Origin of the sequence: Vibrio sp. 10N.222.55.A1 (genome assembly GCF_041473835.1) — a bacterium.
In the GTDB taxonomy this organism is placed as follows: Bacteria; Pseudomonadota; Gammaproteobacteria; order Enterobacterales; family Vibrionaceae; genus Vibrio; species Vibrio crassostreae_C.
Genome location: NZ_JBFRSX010000065.1, coordinates 20445 through 38502, shown reverse-complemented (window position 1 = coordinate 38502; position 18058 = coordinate 20445). Strand labels below are relative to the sequence as shown.

At 44.2% G+C, this 18058-nt stretch carries 14 protein-coding genes; 6 read left to right on the top strand and 8 right to left on the bottom strand.

Going from position 1 to position 18058, the window contains the following annotated elements; genetic code table 11:
- Window positions 1–11 precede the first annotated feature (11 nt).
- Window positions 12–242: a hypothetical protein gene (locus AB4493_RS18320; protein ID WP_372155570.1), complete on the top strand. Its 231-nt coding sequence runs from the start codon at window positions 12–14 to the stop codon at window positions 240–242.
- Window positions 243–349: 107 nt separating this feature from the next.
- Here AB4493_RS18320 and AB4493_RS18315 read toward each other — a convergent pair whose 3' ends face one another.
- Window positions 350–958, bottom strand: a complete 609-nt coding sequence (locus tag AB4493_RS18315; protein WP_017067299.1) for a DUF2238 domain-containing protein — start codon at window positions 956–958, stop codon at window positions 350–352.
- A gap of 201 nt (window positions 959–1159) precedes the next feature.
- On the opposite strand from AB4493_RS18315, the gene AB4493_RS18310 reads away from it, so the two are divergent.
- Together AB4493_RS18310 and AB4493_RS18305 are read left to right on the top strand one after the other, a co-directional pair.
- On the top strand, window positions 1160–1999 hold the full coding sequence (locus AB4493_RS18310) for an isopenicillin N synthase family oxygenase (RefSeq protein WP_136974601.1): 840 nt from the start codon (window positions 1160–1162) through the stop codon (window positions 1997–1999).
- A 309-nt stretch (window positions 2000–2308) separates the two neighbouring features.
- Window positions 2309–2929, top strand: a complete 621-nt coding sequence (locus AB4493_RS18305; protein WP_372155569.1) for a DNA-J related domain-containing protein — start codon at window positions 2309–2311, stop codon at window positions 2927–2929.
- A gap of 90 nt (window positions 2930–3019) precedes the next feature.
- Here AB4493_RS18305 and mrdA read toward each other — a convergent pair whose 3' ends face one another.
- From mrdA to AB4493_RS18280, 5 genes are all read right to left on the bottom strand, one after another.
- Window positions 3020–4918, bottom strand: coding sequence for a penicillin-binding protein 2 (gene mrdA, locus AB4493_RS18300; RefSeq protein ID WP_372155568.1), 1899 nt, complete (start codon window positions 4916–4918; stop codon window positions 3020–3022).
- A gap of 376 nt (window positions 4919–5294) precedes the next feature.
- Window positions 5295–6950, bottom strand: coding sequence for a P-loop domain-containing protein (locus tag AB4493_RS18295; RefSeq protein WP_372155567.1), 1656 nt, complete (start codon window positions 6948–6950; stop codon window positions 5295–5297).
- A gap of 120 nt (window positions 6951–7070) precedes the next feature.
- Complete coding sequence (locus AB4493_RS18290) at window positions 7071–8978, bottom strand: GGDEF and EAL domain-containing protein (RefSeq protein WP_017060077.1); 1908 nt, start codon at window positions 8976–8978, stop codon at window positions 7071–7073.
- Window positions 8979–9157: 179 nt separating this feature from the next.
- Window positions 9158–10357: an enoyl-ACP reductase FabV gene (gene fabV / locus AB4493_RS18285; RefSeq protein ID WP_372155566.1), complete on the bottom strand. Its 1200-nt coding sequence runs from the start codon at window positions 10355–10357 to the stop codon at window positions 9158–9160.
- Window positions 10358–10438: 81 nt separating this feature from the next.
- Window positions 10439–11056 carry an arylesterase gene (locus AB4493_RS18280; RefSeq protein ID WP_372155565.1) on the bottom strand — a complete coding sequence of 206 codons (618 nt, stop codon included), beginning with the start codon at window positions 11054–11056 and terminating at the stop codon, window positions 10439–10441.
- Between AB4493_RS18280 and AB4493_RS18275 the strand changes: the two genes are divergently transcribed.
- The 3 genes from AB4493_RS18275 to AB4493_RS18265 all read left to right on the top strand — a co-directional run bounded on the left by AB4493_RS18275 (window position 11055) and on the right by AB4493_RS18265 (window position 16156).
- Window positions 11055–11729 carry an ABC transporter ATP-binding protein gene (locus tag AB4493_RS18275; RefSeq protein ID WP_372155564.1) on the top strand — a complete coding sequence of 225 codons (675 nt, stop codon included), beginning with the start codon at window positions 11055–11057 and terminating at the stop codon, window positions 11727–11729. The genes AB4493_RS18280 and AB4493_RS18275 overlap by 2 nt on opposite strands.
- 1 nt (window position 11730) lies before the next feature.
- Window positions 11731–14169 (top strand): ABC transporter permease, encoded by a 2439-nt coding sequence (locus AB4493_RS18270; RefSeq protein WP_372155563.1) that lies wholly within the window; start codon window positions 11731–11733, stop codon window positions 14167–14169.
- A 532-nt stretch (window positions 14170–14701) separates the two neighbouring features.
- Window positions 14702–16156, top strand: coding sequence for an FAD-dependent oxidoreductase (locus AB4493_RS18265; RefSeq protein ID WP_017060081.1), 1455 nt, complete (start codon window positions 14702–14704; stop codon window positions 16154–16156).
- A 180-nt stretch (window positions 16157–16336) separates the two neighbouring features.
- On the opposite strand, the gene AB4493_RS18260 is transcribed toward AB4493_RS18265, so the two are convergent.
- The gene (locus AB4493_RS18260) at window positions 16337–17287 is read right to left on the bottom strand and encodes a biotin-dependent carboxyltransferase family protein (protein WP_372058323.1); all 951 of its coding nucleotides are present in this window, start codon (window positions 17285–17287) and stop codon (window positions 16337–16339) included.
- The gene (locus AB4493_RS18255; protein WP_017060083.1) at window positions 17280–18032 is read right to left on the bottom strand and encodes an allophanate hydrolase subunit 1; all 753 of its coding nucleotides are present in this window, start codon (window positions 18030–18032) and stop codon (window positions 17280–17282) included. The genes AB4493_RS18260 and AB4493_RS18255 overlap by 8 nt, the downstream gene beginning before the upstream one ends.
- Window positions 18033–18058: the final 26 nt, after the last annotated feature.

Below are 18058 nucleotides of genomic sequence, written 5' to 3'. Positions count from 1 at the left end.
GTTTTTACTGTATACTCCACGAGGCGGTTCAGATTTTCTGTGCCAAATGCAAAACGCAGCTTTTTAAGTATCGGAAAGGTGGCAAAGGTGCACTCGTGAAATGTTTTAAGGAGCGTATCGTTGAAGATTTCACGAAAAAACCATGTGTGTGCCCTGAATGCGGGATTGAATTTGCGCGAGACACTTTGGTTCGAGGTACGCCAGCCTACAAGTTTGTTGGTGGCAAGGTAACGATGAAATAACGTGTCACATTAAAACGAGCAAACAATGCTGAAACTAAAAATGCCACAGCGCAGTTTGTGTGTGGCATTTCAACGTTGCTTTTGATACTCAGAGTAAAGAATTGAGCTCAGTAAGCTCTGACACGCCCTTGAAGCTTAAGAAGTAATAGCGAAACAATTGCGCCTGTGGTATCACACAGCATATCTTTCTGTGCATCCCAAATATCACCTTGTGAGCCAAGGAACGCGATACCTTCATCACCACCTGCAATCTCCGCGTACCACCACTCGATAATTTCATAACCTGCAGCCACACTCATGATCGCAAATAGCGCAAAGAAACATGCCAGCACCGGTTGAGCCAGTTTTTTACGAATCAAGTACTCAGCGAGTGGGTAAGCATAAAGGCCAATTGAGAAATGCGCGACACGATCAAAGTTATTACGCTCAGAACCTATCATGTTGTTGAACCAATCAAATGGCACTTCTGCGAAGGTATATTTCGCGCCTATCGTATGCAAAATTAGCCAGATAAACATTAAAACGTAAGCTGTCTTAGTGAAGGTGAGCTTTGTTGATAACCACCAGATTCCCACCAATATCGCAAGCGCTGGGACAATTTCGGCAATCCATACCGCTCTTGAAGAGGGAGCGAACGCTGAAAATAGAAACACAGTCAGATACAGCGTCGTCAATGACAGCAATGGTCGATTTTGAGCAAGTGGCGTGATTGTCATATCAAGATCTCTCGTCGAAGTTTTTAATAGTGTTACACAATAATGAACAGTGTTCAATTGGGTCTTAATCACCAGATTTGTTGAAAAGTGGTGTTATCGCCCAGTATCTAGACAAACGGTTGCTAGAGTTTCACAAAAGTTTGATTTACAACAAAGCGATCCTTAAAATCGCTCTATTACTACATAACAAGAAAGAAAGTCATGAAACTGGAAACTGTCGATTACCTTGCTGACGACGCAGCAGAACAATTTGTTCGCTCTCTACGTGAAACTGGTTTTGGTGTTCTTAAGAACCACCCAATCCCGAAAGAGCTTGTTGAGTCAATTTACGAAAACTGGTACCAATTCTTCATCTCTGAAGAAAAAGAGAACTTCCACTTTAATGTTGAAACACAAGATGGATATTTTCCACCTTCAGTGTCTGAAGTTGCTAAAGGCCACACTGTAAAAGACATCAAAGAGTACTTTCACGTATACCCTTGGGGCCAAATCCCTGAACAGCTGAAAGAACAGATTCTAGATTACTACCAACGTGCGAATGCTTTTGCTCAAGAGCTGCTAGGTTGGGTTGAAGCTCATGCTCCTAAAGAAGTACAAGATAAATTCTCTATAGCGTTATCAGAAATGATCAACGGCAGTGAACAGACTCTGCTTCGTGTTCTTCACTACCCACCAATGCAAGGTGATGAAGAGCCAGGTGCAATCCGCGCTGCGGCACACGAAGACATCAACTTACTGACGGTTCTTCCTGCTGCAAGCGAGCCGGGCCTTCAAGTTAAAGCTCAAAATGACGAGTGGCTAGATGTTCCATGTGACTTCGGTAACATGATCATCAACATCGGTGACATGCTTCAAGAAGCATCTGGTGGTTACTTCCCATCGACAACTCACCGTGTAATCAACCCATCAGGTGAACGCCAAGAGAAGTCTCGTATCTCTTTGCCTCTATTCCTTCACCCGAAACCAGAAGTAGTGCTATCTGAAAAGTACACAGCAAACGAATACCTAATGGAACGTCTAAGAGAGCTTGGCGTTATCTAGTCAGTTCAATGCTTCGTCCCTAAAATTGGGATAGATGTGAAAGGTCAGCTAAGTCGCTGACCTTTTTTGTATCCGTACCAAAGAATTGCGGCTTTATTACTAACGGTTGTATTCAACGAAATGGTACTCAGTTTTGACGATAAAAGGTGCCTTTAAGCCAAACGTTAGAAAGTTGTTTGTCCTTAAGCTCGACAAATCTTAGAAAATCGCTTTCAATTAAAGAAGATACGCAACGGATGCGAAACAGGTTACTTATAGTATCCACAGTTCTAGAAATCCATTAATTCAGAGAAGCTAACTGAGTCAACTATGTCGAATTATCAAGATGTGAGAGCAAACTTTCATTGCCATATGGAAAACCCATTGCTTTGGCCGATAATGGAAGTGCTTAAGCAAAAGCCAAGCGGATGGAAAGTACACACATTGGCAGCTCATCTGAACGATCTTGGGTTTGTGCCAGTGTTGGATGCTGTGCCTGAGAAAGAGTTGTTTAAAAAGAACTTCCTTATCATGAATGCGCTTTATCAGCTTCAAGAAACCTTACACCCAGATGGTTGGCTCCAAGTCCAAGCGATGGACATCGAATTGATGAATGGTCGTTATCACGGAAGCAGTCACAGCATCGATCATCAAGACCCACTTCGAGAATACTACATTAATTGGGTTAACTATGAAGCGGATGAAGGTGAAGTCAAAAGGCTGTTGAACGAATTTTGGACTCGGTATAGAAAGTATGTGGGTGGTGATGAACTCGATATGGATCGAAGTCGAGCATTGAACCTGTTTGAGTTACCTTTAGACGCGACACACCATGAAATTAGAAAGCGCTGGCGACAATTGGCTTTGCGCTGGCATCCAGATCGGGACGAGGGAAATACGGCGAAATTTCAGACGCTCTGTGAAGCATGGAATGTATTACGAAGCTCGTAACCTAACGAAGTCTCTAGCTACGTCTACGTCTAATGCAACTCTAAAATAAAAAGCCCCATACTATGAATCTAGAGTGGGGCTTTCTTGGTATTAGGAGTTATCTTTGTTTTGGCCACTTTTATGCTCAAACGCATAATCGAGTACTTTACGGATATATGGCGCGCCGACTTTTGAACCGCCGTTACCGTGTTCAATGACCACCGTCGCGACATATTCAGGGTGCTCATAAGGTGCGAAAGCCGTGTAAAGCGCATGGTCAAGCAAGTGTCTAGCGAGTTTCTTCGAGTTGTAGACCTGATCTTTCGCAAGATCAAAGACTTGTGCCGTACCTGATTTTCCGCCGCTAGTGTAGCTAGTTCCCTTAAATGCGCGCCTGCCGCTACCTCGGCTGCCGTGGTTTACGAGTCGCATCGCATTGATTGGCACATCCCAAATTCTATCCGGTACTTCGGTGATTGAGGGCATTGGCTCCGGTTCGACAAGTTGTTGTGTACTGAAATCTTCACCATGATCTAAGGTGGCTCTTAAGATATGAGGTGGCATCACCTTACCATGATTAACCAATACTGACGTTGCTTTAGCAAGTTGCATAGGTGTCGATGTCCAATAACCTTGGCCAATACCAATCGGAACTGTGTCACCCTGATACCAAGGGGTGCGATAACGCATCATCTTCCATTCTCGAGTCGGCATGTTGGCGGTACTTTCTTCATAGATATCAATGCCTGTCGGTTCACCAAATCCAAATCGGTTCATCCAACTTGAAATTCGGTCAATACCCAAATCGAAAGCGGTTTGATAGAAGAATGAATCTACCGACTCTTCAATGGCTTGAGTGACATCGACAGGTCCGTGACCCCAACGTTTCCAGTCACGCCACGATTTAGAGTTTCGTTTAGAGCCAGGAATTCTCCAAACGCCATGGTCGTTACGCATGGTATCTTCAGAGATGACATGTTCTTGCAGTCCTGCCACAGCCATAAATGGTTTAACGGTTGAGGCAGGAGGATAAACGCCTAGAGTGGTGCGGTTAACCAACGGGTGAGCCGGATCATTCAATAAACGTTGGTAGTTCTTACTCGAAATGCCGTCGACAAATAGGTTAGGGTCGTAACTCGGGCTTGATGCCATCGCCAACACGCTGTTGTCTTTCGGATCGAGAATAACCGCGCTTCCAGTTCGGTGATCAAGTTGCTCAAAGACGTATTTTTGCAGCTCAAGGTCAATATTTAACACGATATCTTTACCAGCTACTGGCGGCACGTACTCAATGGTTCGGACTATTCGCCCACGGCTGTTTACTTCGACTTCTTGATAACCTTTGGTGCCGTGCAGAATATCTTCGTAATAACGTTCAACACCCAGTTTTCCTATGATTGTTGTAGCTTGATAATTCGCTTCTATCCCTTGTTCTTCAAGCTTTCTGAGATCGCTATCATTGATGTGCGCCACGTAACCAAGAACATGGGTAAGCACCTCACCATTCGGGTAAAAACGCTTTAAGCTGGTATCGATAGATAAGCCGGGGAACTGGTACTGGTGCACGGAGAACTTGGCGATCTCTTCCTCCGTTAAGTTCTCTAGAATAGTCACAGATTTAAAACGGCGGGTGTTGTGATAGCGTTTTTTGAAACGAGCGATCTGCTCTGCATCACGGGGGACATATTTGTCTAGCTTGGTGAGCATTGCATCGACATCATCGGTTTGCTCAGGAATCATGGTTAGATCAAAGACAAGCTTGTTCTCTGCAAGCAACACGCCGTTACGGTCGTAAATAAGTCCACGAGTAGGGGCGATAGGTAATACTTTGATTCTGTTGCCATCGGCACGAGTTTGATAGCTTTTAAAATTTTCAACTTGAAGTCGGTATAGATTGCCGACTAAGACAAGAGTGAACATCAAGATCCCACAAAACGCGACGATTACGCGGTTTTTGAATAGGTTCACTTCGATTTTATGGTCACGCATCTTAACGCGTTTATGATTCATTGAAGCCTCAAGGGTCTGTTACATTTGGTTACACTTGTCGAATCGGGACTTTATCTGAATATCACTAGGGTTTTGTAAAAGCTGTGTCATGTTTTGAGGGATCGACAGCATTAGATGGCGGTAAACAGTGCCTTTAATTTTCTCATTACAAAAGATGATAAGTAATTGATGTAAAGATTGGTTTTATGAATTTATAAAGTTCAAGAGTTTTGACGACACTAGAGGTTAGGTCAAAAGAGGTTAGATAAATTTACGGCCCTCAGAATGAGAGCCGTAGAAGGTTAATTTGCTTATTTAGTGGCTTAGAAGCTTTAGTAAATTAGAAGATTAAAACTTCAAAAACCTAGAAGCACAATAAATCCGATATTTAACGAAATCAGTTCGAAGGCTTGAACTGAGATTTACGCATACGGTTCAGAGCAGCCATCACATCTAACGTTCTTGGTTTCGCTAGGTCACCGTAGTTAGGCATGTTAGCGTGCCATTCGTTTTCTAAAATAGCGTTAAACTCTTTAGCAGGGTTGTTTGACCAACCTGGAGTTTGTGCGAATTGGAACCAAGCCCAACCGATCGCATTCACTTCAGACGGTGATTCTAATTGCTCAAGCGCAGAAAGGTCTACAAACTCTTTACCAAAACGCAGTGACTCTTTGCCTTTAGCATTAACACGGAATTTACCGTCAGTCAGAATGTTCATCAGTGAAGCACGGTTCAATGAACGCGGTACAAACGTTTCTAAAGCAGTTTCACATTCGTTAGTACGCTGAGTAGGGTGCTGAGCAATCACGTCTTTTGCTTTTTCAGTCACATCTACCGCTTGGTAGTCGTGCATTTGAATCACAGTGTTCGCGACATCTAGGTAATCACCAGAGCCACCCATTACAACAATGGTAGAGATATCCATCTCTTCACGAAGCTGACCAATGCGGTCGACAAGTGGTGTGATTGGCTCATCGCCTTTTGACACTAGCGCTTGCATACGCTCGTCACGAATCATGAAGTTAGTCGCTGACGTATCTTCATCGATAAGTAGAGTTTGAACGCCGGCTTCAATCGATTCTTGTAACCAAGCCGCTTGAGACGTAGAACCTGACGCATCTTGTGTGCTGAAGTCAGATGTGTCTTTCTGCATTGGTAAATGGTTGATGTAGTTTGACAGGTTCAAGCTGTGCACACATCGACCATCTTCAGCGCGGATCTTCATCGTATCAATCGCAGTTACAATGCCTTCGCGACCGTCACCAGGAATATGGTTGTAGATAGAACGTTCAACGGCGTTCAACAGTGTCGATTTACCATGGAAACCACCACCAACGATCAGCGTAATGCCTTTTGGAATGCCTAGGCCGGTCACGTCACCTTGGTTTGGAGTATTTAACGTAACACTCAATGATTCTGGAGCCGCGAAAGGTACCGCGTCTTTCATTGGAAGGTCGCAGTTACCCGCGATACGAGGTAACACACTGCCGTTTGCAACGAAAGCGGCTAGGTTGTTTTCATCCAATTGAGCACGCAGCGCTTCTTGGTCTTCAATCGTTTCACAATGTTTGATCATTGCATCGATGTTTAACTCACGCTCAAGCGTCGCGCGACGAATAAACTTCGGTAAGTAGAAAGTGATGATGTTGTTCGCTTTCTTAGCAAGAATGCTACGACCATCAGCTGGTAAATTAATACGGAAACGAATTTCGATGCCGTGGTCTGTGAATACAACAGCTGTGTTGTCTAATACGGTTTGACCCGTCAGCGCGATAGAAACGGTCGACTCTTGTTTCGCGAACTCAGAGAAGCTACGTGCGATAAAGTCACGAGCGGCTACTTGGTATTCGTAAGATTTTTCTTTCAGCCAATCTAACCCGGTCAAAGACCACGCGCGCGTTGCACGAAAACGAGAAGCTGACGCGTATGGGTCACCTTGGATGTGGTCGATGTGTAATTCAAAATCAGCAAAGTCGTATTGACCTTTAATTTGTTGATATGCACGGTAGTTTTGTTTTTCGAGCTTTTTAAGCTTTGCAGTCAACTGATCCATAACGAGGAATGCCTATATAAGGGGAAAGATAAAAACAGAAAGGCGGCGATTATAAAAATCACCACCTTTAGAGTAAAGAGAAAGTAGGCCTAAATCCAAAACTAACTGCTCTTTTTCGCTTTAAGCGTAACGAGTTGTCCCCAAATAGTTTTGATTGATTAAGCTGTGTTCGAATTCTTGGCTCGGCATTGGTCTTCCGTAAAGGTAACCTTGGCCCACATCGCAGCCTTCGTTAATAATAAATTGCTCCTGAACCTCCGTTTCTATGCCTTCAATCGTCACTTTTAAGTCGAGCTTTTTGGCAATTTGGACAATAGAACGAACAATTTCCGAGTCTTCGTGTGAGTTGAGCATTTGGTCGATAAAGCTCTTATCAATCTTAATGGTGTCGAATGGGAACTTCTTCAGATAACTGAAGGAGGCGTAGCCCGTACCGAAGTCATCTAGTGACAATGTAACGCCAATATCGTGCAAAGATCCCAAGGTATTCTTGGCAACCACTTCATCTGCTATCAGTCCACTCTCCGTAACTTCAAGTTCTAAGAAACGAGGCTCTAAATGATAGGTTTCGAGTAGGTGAACCACTTGTTCCGCAAAGTGTACGTTCTTGAGTTGAATTGCAGACACATTCACAGCCATCTTGAAATCTTCAACGTATTCGGACCACTCTTTGGCTTTTTCAATCGCATTGCGTAAAACAAAGCTGCCCACTTCGAAAATCAAACCGTTTTGTTCAGCCATGTGGATCAGGGTTTCGTTAGAGATATCACCCAAAACAGGATGTCGCCAACGAAGCAAAGCTTCAGCACCGACCCAGCGATGCGTCAACGGGCTAACTTTGGGTTGAAAGTAGAGCATAAGGTCATCATTACGAACGGCTTGAAGCAAATAGCCTTCGATCTTATTAATGTGAGTTTGTTCTTCGGTATGGGATTGAGAGTAGTAAGCGAACTTTTGTCCTGAATCTTTGCAGGCTAACATCGCTTCAGAAGATTTCTGCAGAATGCTTTCCGCGTCATCTTCGTCGTTCGTAATTGCAATCCCAATAAACGCGTGCAAATGCACTTTGTCACTTTCGATGTCGAATTCTGAATGACCAACTTTAACGAGCGTCTGGCAAAGTTCTTCAAGGCGATGGTGTAAATCTTTAACACTAAACGCCAATACGAGGTCAACCGAAGTAGGGCGTGCAGTTAATACATCGATATCAGAAATACAGTCGATGCGTTTTCGGTATTCAACAAGCACTTGGTCTAACGCGTTATAGCCGTAGCGTGCTTGTATGCGTCTACCGTTGGTAAAACCAATATGAACGACTGCAAATGAGCTGTCTGTCAGCCTTCTCTGTGACAGTAGCTTGTGGTTTAAGCGAGATTCAAATGCGTTTCGGTTTAAAAAGCCGGTGCCGAGGTCGTGATTCTTTTGGAAGTTAATCTTCTGTTCAGCCGCTTTTCGTTTATCAATTTCTTGATTCAACGAGTAATTAAGGCTCGCGAGATCTTTAGTGCGATTGTAAACGCGGTTTTTTAGGTCGCGATTCATTTGGGTAAGCTTGGCGTGTTGGAATAGGGTTTTAAGCTGAGATTCAATCGAAGTCCGAAAGCTCTCTAACAGTTTGATATAAGTAGGGGTGTAGTGATTCTCTTTCGAGTCCAAGATACAAATGGTGCCAAACAGTTCACCGTTAGGCCAAAGTAATGGAATACCACAATAGGAGACTAAGCCGAGTTTGATGTCTGGGTTGTTGTCCCACTTAGGATCGGCAAGCGCGTTAGGCACAAGAAGCTGTCGTTGAGTTTCCATCACTGTTTCGCAGTACAGCCCATTCCCCAGCGTTTCAGAATCACCTTTGTTGTACGGGTTGTTCTCGCTACGACTGGTTGAAAAAACTTCAATGTAATTGGCGTGAACACGCATGATTAGTGCTGCGGGCACTTGAGTAATTTGAGCTAAGAGGTCGACAATATTCTGCCAACCGTGCTCCATATCGTCTGGGATATCTAAATCGAGAGTTTTTATTTTCTTCATATGACTCCGAGTCAATTATGCTAAATGCATCAACACATCCTGTGTTAATTATGATGAACCAAAGAAAACTGTGAATCTTACGTTAACTAAGTATAAGAAATGTTGCACGAAAAAACCTCCGCAATTATGCAGAGGTTTTCAAATGTGAATCCGGGTCTCAGTAATGAGATAATTTTAGATTAAGGCTTTAACTTTATAAAATCTTCTGTATTAAGTTTCTGGCTATAATCTACCGATGGTTGAGCAAACCCATTTAATTGTAGAAATTCTTCTTTAAACCCTTGGTAATCCCCTAAGGTTTGGAAGTTATTTTCGTCCATCTTTTCTAGCAGTTCAGTTACGTGCGCTTGGGTTTCTGGGTCTAATTCCCAATCATCCATACGGATCAATCGCTCACCATCAAGTGGTACTTTGGATTGACCATAAAGTTTACTGCCAAACAGACGCTGCATTTGTTGGATACAACCTTCGTGGGTCTCTTTCTCTTTCATCACCTTATACAAAGCAAGTAAGTAAGGGCTTAATCCAGGGATGAAAACGCTCGCTTTAGTGACTAGGGCTTTACATACCGCCGCGAAAGCGTTGCCATCAAAGTTAGCTAACTCTAGATTAAGAGCGTGGCTGGTTTGGTGAAGGTCGATCTTAGCGCGTCCCAATGTACCGTCTAAATAGATAGGATGTGTGACTTCTGGACCCACATAAGAAAACGCGATTGTCTTACAACCCGGAGCAATAGATTCTGCGTTGATGAGCTCATCTATCCATTGTTCCCAATCTTCGCCTCCCATCACTTTGAGTGTGCTTTCGGCTTCTTCTTCCGTCGCGGCTTCAAGCGTGTTGGTGACCCAGTTGTCGTGTTCCAGAGAAATGGTTGCGCCAGTTACGCTTTCACCAATAGGTTTGATGGCAGAGCGCCAAAACTCATCGGAATCTGGTTTAGGACGAACGCCTGCAGCTAAGCTATAGATAATCAGATCCACTTCACCTTCGAAGTAGGTTTCAATGGCTTCGACAACTTGTGAGCGTGTTTCTTGCGAAAATGCGTCACCAACGATGTTGATAGCAGTGCGTTGCTCTCGTTCGGCTTCTTTTTTGAAGTAGATGTTGTTGTACCAACCAGCACTACCTAGGGATTTTTCGTTTGGACCGCGCTCGAATGAGACGCCGATAGTGTCAGCTTTTGCGCCGCCAAAGGTAAGGGCAATACGAGCGGCAAGGCCAAAGCCTGAGGAAGCGCCGATAATCAGTACTCGTTTAGGGCCATCTTTGATTTGCGGCGCACTCTTAACAAACTTGATTTGTTGCTTTACGGCTTCTTGACAGCCAAGAGGGTGAGCGCTTTTGGCTACCACACCCTTGATAACAGGTTCGATCAGCATAAATAACCTTACAGTTAACGGTGATATGCACTCAGGCTAACGTAAAGCTGTGTAAAATTTATTGAGCTAGACCATTAAAACTTAAAGATACTGATATAATTCTTCGGCGACGAATTCAGCAATCCAAGGTTGAGCTTCTGGTTTTGGATGCAGTCCATCGTTCATCATCCACTCAGGTTTGAGGATGATATGCTCTAGGAAAAACGGCAAAAGTGGCACGTTTTGTTGATCAGCAAGCGCTGCAAAAACGTATTCAAACTGCTGGTTGTAACGCTTTCCGTAATTTGGTGGGATTTTAATCTGCATCATTATAGGTTTGGCGCCCGCAGCTTTTATCTGCTCAATGATCTGCTCAAGATTTGCAGACATCAGCTTAGGTGGGAAACCACGAAGTCCATCATTCGCACCAAGTTCGATAAGAACGGTGTCTGGAGCATGTTCTTCAAGCAATTGTGGTAGGCGGGCTAAACCATTGCCCGTTGTATCACCAGAAATACTCCCGTTAACCACGGTTACCGTTTTGTCATGCTTTGCTAACGCGTCTGGTAACAGGCTTGGCCAACTCTGTTTGATGTCCATGTTGTAACCAGCACTCAGGCTATCACCAAGGACCAGTACCTTAGAATCTAATCGGGTATCTTGAGCCAAAGAAGCGGTTGAAAATAAAATAAAGAATAAAAAGGAAATTAGTCGAGTCATGCATACATCCATCATTAAAGCAGAAGCTGTTTCGAAGACAGTGTCTACTAATCAAGAACATTTAACAATCCTAGAGCACGTCGATATCGATATTCATGAAGGCGAAACTGTCGCGATTGTCGGCACGTCTGGCGCGGGTAAATCGACCTTAATGACGCTGCTTGCTGGTCTTGATGTACCAACGAAAGGCGAAATCAGTTTATTAGGACAGCCACTTTCACAGCTTGATGACGAGGCAAGAGCGAAGATCCGCAGTGAATCGGTAGGGTTTGTATTTCAAAGCTTCTTGTTAATTCCAAGTCTTTCAGCGCTACAAAATGTCACGTTACCTTGTTTGTTAAAGGGAGAAGACGAAGACATCGAACGCGCGACTGCTCTGCTTGAATCAGTAGGCTTGAAAGACAGGCTTGATCACTTACCGTCGCAGCTATCTGGTGGTGAACAACAAAGGGTCGCGTTGGCGCGCGCATTTATGATTAAGCCAAAAATTCTTTTTGCCGATGAACCCACAGGCAACCTAGACCAACAAACGGCAGCCAAAATTGTTGAGTTGTTGTTTGAATTGAACTCATCCCACGGCACAACGTTAGTTTTGGTGACACACGATCCTAAGCTTGCACAACGTTGCCAAAGAACACTCAAGATGCATGTCGGTCAGATAGAGGAAGTCTAAATTGAATTCATCAAACGGACTGAATAAACGCCTGTTTTCATGGAGTATCGAAGAGATTCGACACGGCCAGTTGTGGCCAGTTTCAATCGCTTTAACGCTTATTATTGCTTGTGTATTTGCATTGTCGGCGTTGGCCGAACGTATGGAGCAGGTAATTGTTAAACAGGGCAAAGATGCGCTTACTGCTGATAGCGTGTTTATCTCAGCAAACCCAATTCCGCAATCCTTGTTAGACCTCACTCAAGTTGAACAATTAGAAAGATCTCAGTTGACTCGTTTTTCAACCATGGCATTCAGTGATAACTCAATGCAGTTAGTGACGGTAAAAGCAGTTGAAAGTAATTACCCATTACGCGGTGAAATGATCTTAGAGGGCGCTGATAAAGCATCAAGTAACCATGTTGAGCCGGGTGAACTTTGGCTAGACGAGCGTATATTTGCACAGTTAGAGGTTGAAATTGGTGACAATGTCACTATTGGTGATGCCGATTTAGCGATAACTGGACGAATCACTCAAGAACCAGGCTTAAGCTTTAACCCATTCCAACAAATGCCAGCTGTGCTGATTCATACAAGTGATATCGATGCCACGGGAGCGATTCAACCGGGCAGTCGCGTTAGCTTTAGATTGTTTTTAAATGGTGATGAATCGAAACTCAAAGCCGCACAAGACAGTATCGAACTGACACCAAGTGACCGCTGGCGTACACAAGACTCAGCCAGTCGTACCAACGACATGTTCGAAAGCACCACTCAATACTTATCACTAACGGTAGCTATCGTAGTGATCATGGCTGCGACCACTTTGGTACTCACTTGCCAACATTATGTTGCGAGTCGTCGTAAAACCATCGCGATGCTTAAGAGTTTAGGTGCAAGCAAGCAGTGGATCGTTAAATGGTTGTCTGTACAGGTATCTTTGTTAGTGGTTATCGGTGCAGTACTGGGAATAACCATCGGTATCGGCTTGGAGTTTTTGCTTCGTATACCTCTGGGCGACTTATTACCAACGCCACTTCCTAGCTATGGTATTGAACCTACAATCTTGGCGATTTTATCAAGCATCCTAATTGGTGTTCCTGCTCTTGGTATCCCGTTAATTGGCTTGGTCAACACCTCGGCAATCAGCGTTATCCAATCAAGTCACCAGTCCAATGAAAGCTACAAGAAATACCTGTTGTTGCTGGTGCCTATTATTCCAATGATGCTGATGTACGGCGATAACCTGTTGGTATGGATCGTTCTAGCGGGTATCGCTTGCCTGTTCTTAGTGCTTGCGATTGTGAGTACGCTTGTTCTGCGTTTGGTCGGCAAGCTGCCGACGTCGACGTCTATGCGCTTGGCATTGAGCCGAATTAATCGCACACCATTAGCAACAGGGATTCAATTTGGCTCTTTAGCGCTTTCACTGATGTTGCTGTCTATCATCTGGTTGGTAAGAAGTGATTTACTGTCAGATTGGCAGCAAACCTTACCCGAGAACGCACCAAATGCGTTTGCACTTAACATTGCAAGCTATGAGAAAGACAGTTATCTCGAGACGATTGATGCAAACGAAGTAGAGCGTACTCAAGCGTTTCCAATTATCCGAGGACGACTGACGACGATAAACGGTGTTGAAGCGTCGGAATACAGCGATACCTCAGGCGAAACAGACGCACTAAGTCGAGAGATCAACTTCACTTGGGGAGATAGCTTACCCGAGTACAATGAATTGTTAGAAGGTAACTGGACGCAAGAGCATGGCGTATCTGTGGAATCGGATGTCGCGGAGCAACTGGATCTAAAGATTGGCGATGAGCTGTCATTCACAATCAACAGCCAGAATGTTTCTGCCAAGGTGAATAGCGTCCGCAAAGTCGAGTGGCGAGAAATGAAGCCGAACTTCTACTTCATTTTTACTCCAGATGTCTTGAGTTCAATCCCTTCTACTTGGCTAGTGAGCTTCAGATTAGAAGAACAACACAATCAGATGCTCAACGAACTCTCTCGAAATCATCCAACCGTGAGTTTGATGGATATTCGTAAGATGGGTAGCAAGATCCAAGAGTTGCTTAAGCAGATTGTTTGGTCGATTACCGTACTTGCGGCGTTAGGTGTGGTGGCGGGGCTGTTGCTTATCTTCACTCTATTGCGATTGAGCTTATCTCAAAGACAACAAGAGATACGCTTGTATCGAACATTAGGCGCGAGTAAGAAGCGAATTCTCAATACTATTTGGTGTGAGTACGGTTTAATGGCGTTAGTCGCAGGCTCAATTGCAGCCCTTGGTTCTGAGCTCAGCGTGGCAGGAGTGATGAACTTTGGTTTTGAGTTACAACCTTCACTTCACCCGATGTTGTGGATAGCGCTACCGGTGCTAACGTTCATCACATTAGCCGCGGTAGTGAATAGCTTAATCAAACGTTTGTTGGCACCAGTAAACAAGGATTTTGGCTAGTCGTTAGCGAGATCTAGCCAAGCGCTTAAAACGGTCTAAAAGTGAGATTATTTATACTTAGTCATGCACTATTTATAATACGTCGCTTTAGACCGTTTTTTATTTAACCAACCGGTAGCATAAGTAAAAAATATCGCACCTTAGATTCCACTGTTTTTAGCATTTTTTAAAACTAATTACCCAATAATGCCGATTTAATGAACAGCGGTTAGTCCCTGTAAACAAAGGGTTTGCGCAACTTAGCAAGAACGTTATCAACAGTTATCCACAAAAACGGTGGATAACTTTAGGGATAAGTTAACCGCTATGTTTTAAGAGTACTGAGGCAGCCTTTATGTGGCGTCACTTAGGACAAATTTGACTGTTAGAATAACCTTTAAAACCCTATCTGGAGTTATTGAGTCAAGAGATTATTTATGTTTTTTACATAGATATTAAATCCCGCCTATCTAAGACCTTGATAAAAATGTGTTTTAATTCATCGCAGAACAAAAGTAGAATAGAGGCAGTTAATCTTATTCTACAGAACACGATGAACCACAACAAAACGGATACAAATCAACCTTCTATTGCCATTGTTGGTGGTGGTATTGCCGGAACAACGAGCGCGATTCACTTTAGTGAGTTGGGTTTTAAGGTCACTATCTTAGAAAAAGGGCCGAGTTTGGTTAATGGTCCACCAATTTGCCACCTGCACGCTGGCGGCAATTTGTATCGAGATATTTCTGTAGAGCAGTGTCTTCAATTGCTCACACAGTCAATTGATACCGTCCGCTTATTCCCTCATACGATCAATATTCGTCCGACAATCATCGCCGTTCCGCACAGTGATGGTGGAGAGCCGTTGGATCTGCTTCCTCGTCTCAAGATAATCAAAAGCGCTTATGCCGATCTTGTTAAACAAGATAAAAGCAACCAAGTGCTCGGTGATCCGGAAGAGTATTATAAGCTGTACAGCAAAGAAGATTTATTAGCACTTTCTGCGAAAACACAGCCTCTGAAACCAACATCGCTTGATGATTGGTGTATTCCTTTCGCCAAGCATACGGATTTAGAGACCCTAAAGTATCCTGTTGCGATGGTCCAAGAGTATGGCTGGAGCGTATTCCGACTTTCTGCGACCGCTCAACTCTCTTTGGGGCAACAAGCTAACTGTACTGTGTTAACCAACAGCCGATTACAATCTGTTGAGTCGACAGGTCAAGGTTGGTCTTTGACTTATACCGATGCCGAAAACCAAAGCTGCCAACTAACGACCGATTACTTGATTAATGCGAGTGGGTTTGAAACGGGTATCGTAGATGACTTTGTTGGCTCTAAGCAGCAAAGACTTGTTGAGTTTAAAGCTGCATACGTTACAGAGTGGCCATATTCGCAAGAATGTAAGGAAGAGTGGCCAGAAGTTATCTTCCATGGCCCGAGAGGCACACCGCAAGGCATGGCGCAATTAACGCCGTATGCTGATGGTGTGTTCCAACTTCACGGCATGACAGAAGGGATTACTCTGTTTGAGGGTGGGCTTGTTTCATCGTCAACAGACTCGTCACAGCCACAGTTGCCTTCGAAGCTGCTTAAGAAAATCGTATCGGGTTGGAGTGAAGATCAGCTTGAATTAAGAACTCGCGCGGCAATAACGCATATGTCTCAGTTCATCCCAAGTTTCAGTTCTGCATTGGTCGGTGGTAAACCTTTGTTTGGTGCACAACAGATTCCGGGAACCGATCCAAGCTTAAGAGCTTCAGACGTTTCATTCTGTGGGGATCGCTATGCTCGACTTGAAGTAGTAAAAGCTTCTTCAACATTAGAAGCGGCACAAAAGGTCGCTGAGCAATGGTTTGATGTATCAGAGGCGGCATCTATTGAAGACACACACTCAGTGACAATGTCACTTAATCTAAATGATATTGAAAACAGAGCGATAGATTTGACACAAGAACGTGGATACCCAGAAGCGCTTGCCAAGGTGTCAGGTCAAGATCACGCTTAATAGCCTATAATTAGTCTATCATCATCGACTGCGTTTAATTTCTTCAATTCGGCTTACTGTAATAGGTAAGCCGAATCTTCATTTCAACATCTGCTTAGATACCGAACCTCATCTAAATGACATCTTCCTAGTTGATTATTCTCAGCTACATAGCATTTAGCACATAACACATCGCAAAAACTAATAGCCGAAAAACTGAGCCCATTGGCACCAAACATCTTGTAAGCCCAAGCGATCGCCCTTGCTGAACGATATCGCATGTCCAGGTTTTGCTTGCGCCAAGCGTGGTAAATCGATTCTGGCGACACATCCTATCTTCGGATAACCACCTATGGTCTGTCTATCATTAAGCAGCACGATAGGCTGTCCATCTTGTGGAATTTGAATCGCACCTAGGGCAATGCCTTCTGACAATAGCGAAATGTCAGGCGAGTCTACGGGCTCGCCACTGAGTCGATAACCCATCCGATTAGAGTTTTGGTCAACGTGATACTGCGCGTTATACAAAGTCTCTTTTGCTGACTCGGAGAATAGCTCGCTTTGATAGCCTTCAATCACTCGTAGGTTCACGGGTAGATTGTAATCAGGCGTGTATCGGAAGGTAACACTCAACGCTTTAAATGGATGAGAGAGTTGGTGTTGGGTAAAAGCGATTTGTTGCCCTTGTTGGCATGGCTCTCCATCTTGCGTTAATCCACCAATCTTTTCACGAGTGACTGTAGAGCAGCTATCAAGAGTTGATGGAACATCGAAACCGCCCTTAATGGCTAAATACGCCCTTAGACCATTTTTAGGCAAACCAAATGAGAGAACTTGCCCCTTAAAAGCTTGAAAAGTGCTCCAGTTAGCCTGTGGTTTACCATCGAGTTTCGCTTGTAAATCACCCCCGCATAGTGCCATCTCGCAATCAAAATCGATTCTCAACGCACATTGCCCAAGCGTGATTTCCAACGCCGCTTGGTTGACTGGGTTGCCCAATAGATGGTTAGCCCAGCTATAAGAGTAGTCATCAACCGGTCCACCTTGCGTTAATCCAAGATGAGCAACACCAAATCGCCCAAAGTCTTGAATCAAACTCAACGGGCCGGGCTTAATCACTGTCAGTGTTGGTTTAGTTTTTGTCTTAGCCATTTACGATGCCTCCACCCAACTCTACAAATTCTTTTTTTGAAATCGCTATGAAACGGACGGTATCACCAACATTAAGCAGAGACAGTGGTCTTTGCGTGATATCGGCGTTCTTCAACTGGCTATGATCGAACAACGGAAGTGGGCAATTGCCAATAATATTCCAACCGCCCGGTGAATCCGAAGGGTACACAGCTGTTTTCGTATCCGCGATGGCGATACTGCCTTTGGGCACAATTAAGCGGGGTGTGGAGTGACGGGGCAAGGCAAGCTCATTAACCACATCCGACATAAAGGCAAAGCCAGGCGTAAACCCAATCGCACTGACGCTGTATGTCTGTGAGGTGTGATGTTGAATTATCTGGTCGAGCGACAGGCCTTTGTTTTGATATCGGTCTAAATCGAGCGCCGTTTCTGGTGAGTAATAGGCAGGAAGCTCAATCGTATCGCGAGTTTTACTAACACTAGAAAAGGACGACAGAGCATGACTCAACAAATTATTGAGCTGTTCAATGAGCTGCTGTTCTGATATTCGATAAGGGAGGTAGTCGACCAATATTGTTTGGTAAGCCGGTGTCACATTCATCAACACCGATGCTAAGTTTTGGCGAATGGCATCGGAAAAGTGAGCTATGTATTGCGCATATTCGGCGCTAGATTGATTATTTGAAGGCGATAGCGTCAAGGTCACCAAAACGCTGCATTCCGCGACTGGCGCTATATTGAATTCAATCTGATTCGTCGTCATTTCGTTTCCATACGTTTGTTATCTTG

What these genes read in the sequence shown, in the direction of transcription:
- AB4493_RS18290 (WP_017060077.1), bottom strand. Translation starts at nt 8,978, where the DNA reads ATGAAGAAAATAAAAACTCTCGATTTAGATATCCCAGACGATATGGAG.
- AB4493_RS18260 (WP_372058323.1), bottom strand. Translation starts at nt 17,287, where the DNA reads ATGGCTAAGACAAAAACTAAACCAACACTGACAGTGATTAAGCCCGGC.
- AB4493_RS18315 (WP_017067299.1), bottom strand. Translation starts at nt 958, where the DNA reads ATGACAATCACGCCACTTGCTCAAAATCGACCATTGCTGTCATTGACG.
- AB4493_RS18305 (WP_372155569.1), top strand. Translation starts at nt 2,309, where the DNA reads ATGTCGAATTATCAAGATGTGAGAGCAAACTTTCATTGCCATATGGAA.
- AB4493_RS18255 (WP_017060083.1), bottom strand. Translation starts at nt 18,032, where the DNA reads ATGACGACGAATCAGATTGAATTCAATATAGCGCCAGTCGCGGAATGC.
- mrdA (WP_372155568.1), bottom strand. Translation starts at nt 4,918, where the DNA reads ATGAATCATAAACGCGTTAAGATGCGTGACCATAAAATCGAAGTGAAC.
- AB4493_RS18295 (WP_372155567.1), bottom strand. Translation starts at nt 6,950, where the DNA reads ATGGATCAGTTGACTGCAAAGCTTAAAAAGCTCGAAAAACAAAACTAC.
- AB4493_RS18310 (WP_136974601.1), top strand. Translation starts at nt 1,160, where the DNA reads ATGAAACTGGAAACTGTCGATTACCTTGCTGACGACGCAGCAGAACAA.
- AB4493_RS18265 (WP_017060081.1), top strand. Translation starts at nt 14,702, where the DNA reads ATGAACCACAACAAAACGGATACAAATCAACCTTCTATTGCCATTGTT.
- fabV (WP_372155566.1), bottom strand. Translation starts at nt 10,357, where the DNA reads ATGCTGATCGAACCTGTTATCAAGGGTGTGGTAGCCAAAAGCGCTCAC.
- AB4493_RS18275 (WP_372155564.1), top strand. Translation starts at nt 11,055, where the DNA reads ATGCATACATCCATCATTAAAGCAGAAGCTGTTTCGAAGACAGTGTCT.
- AB4493_RS18280 (WP_372155565.1), bottom strand. Translation starts at nt 11,056, where the DNA reads ATGACTCGACTAATTTCCTTTTTATTCTTTATTTTATTTTCAACCGCT.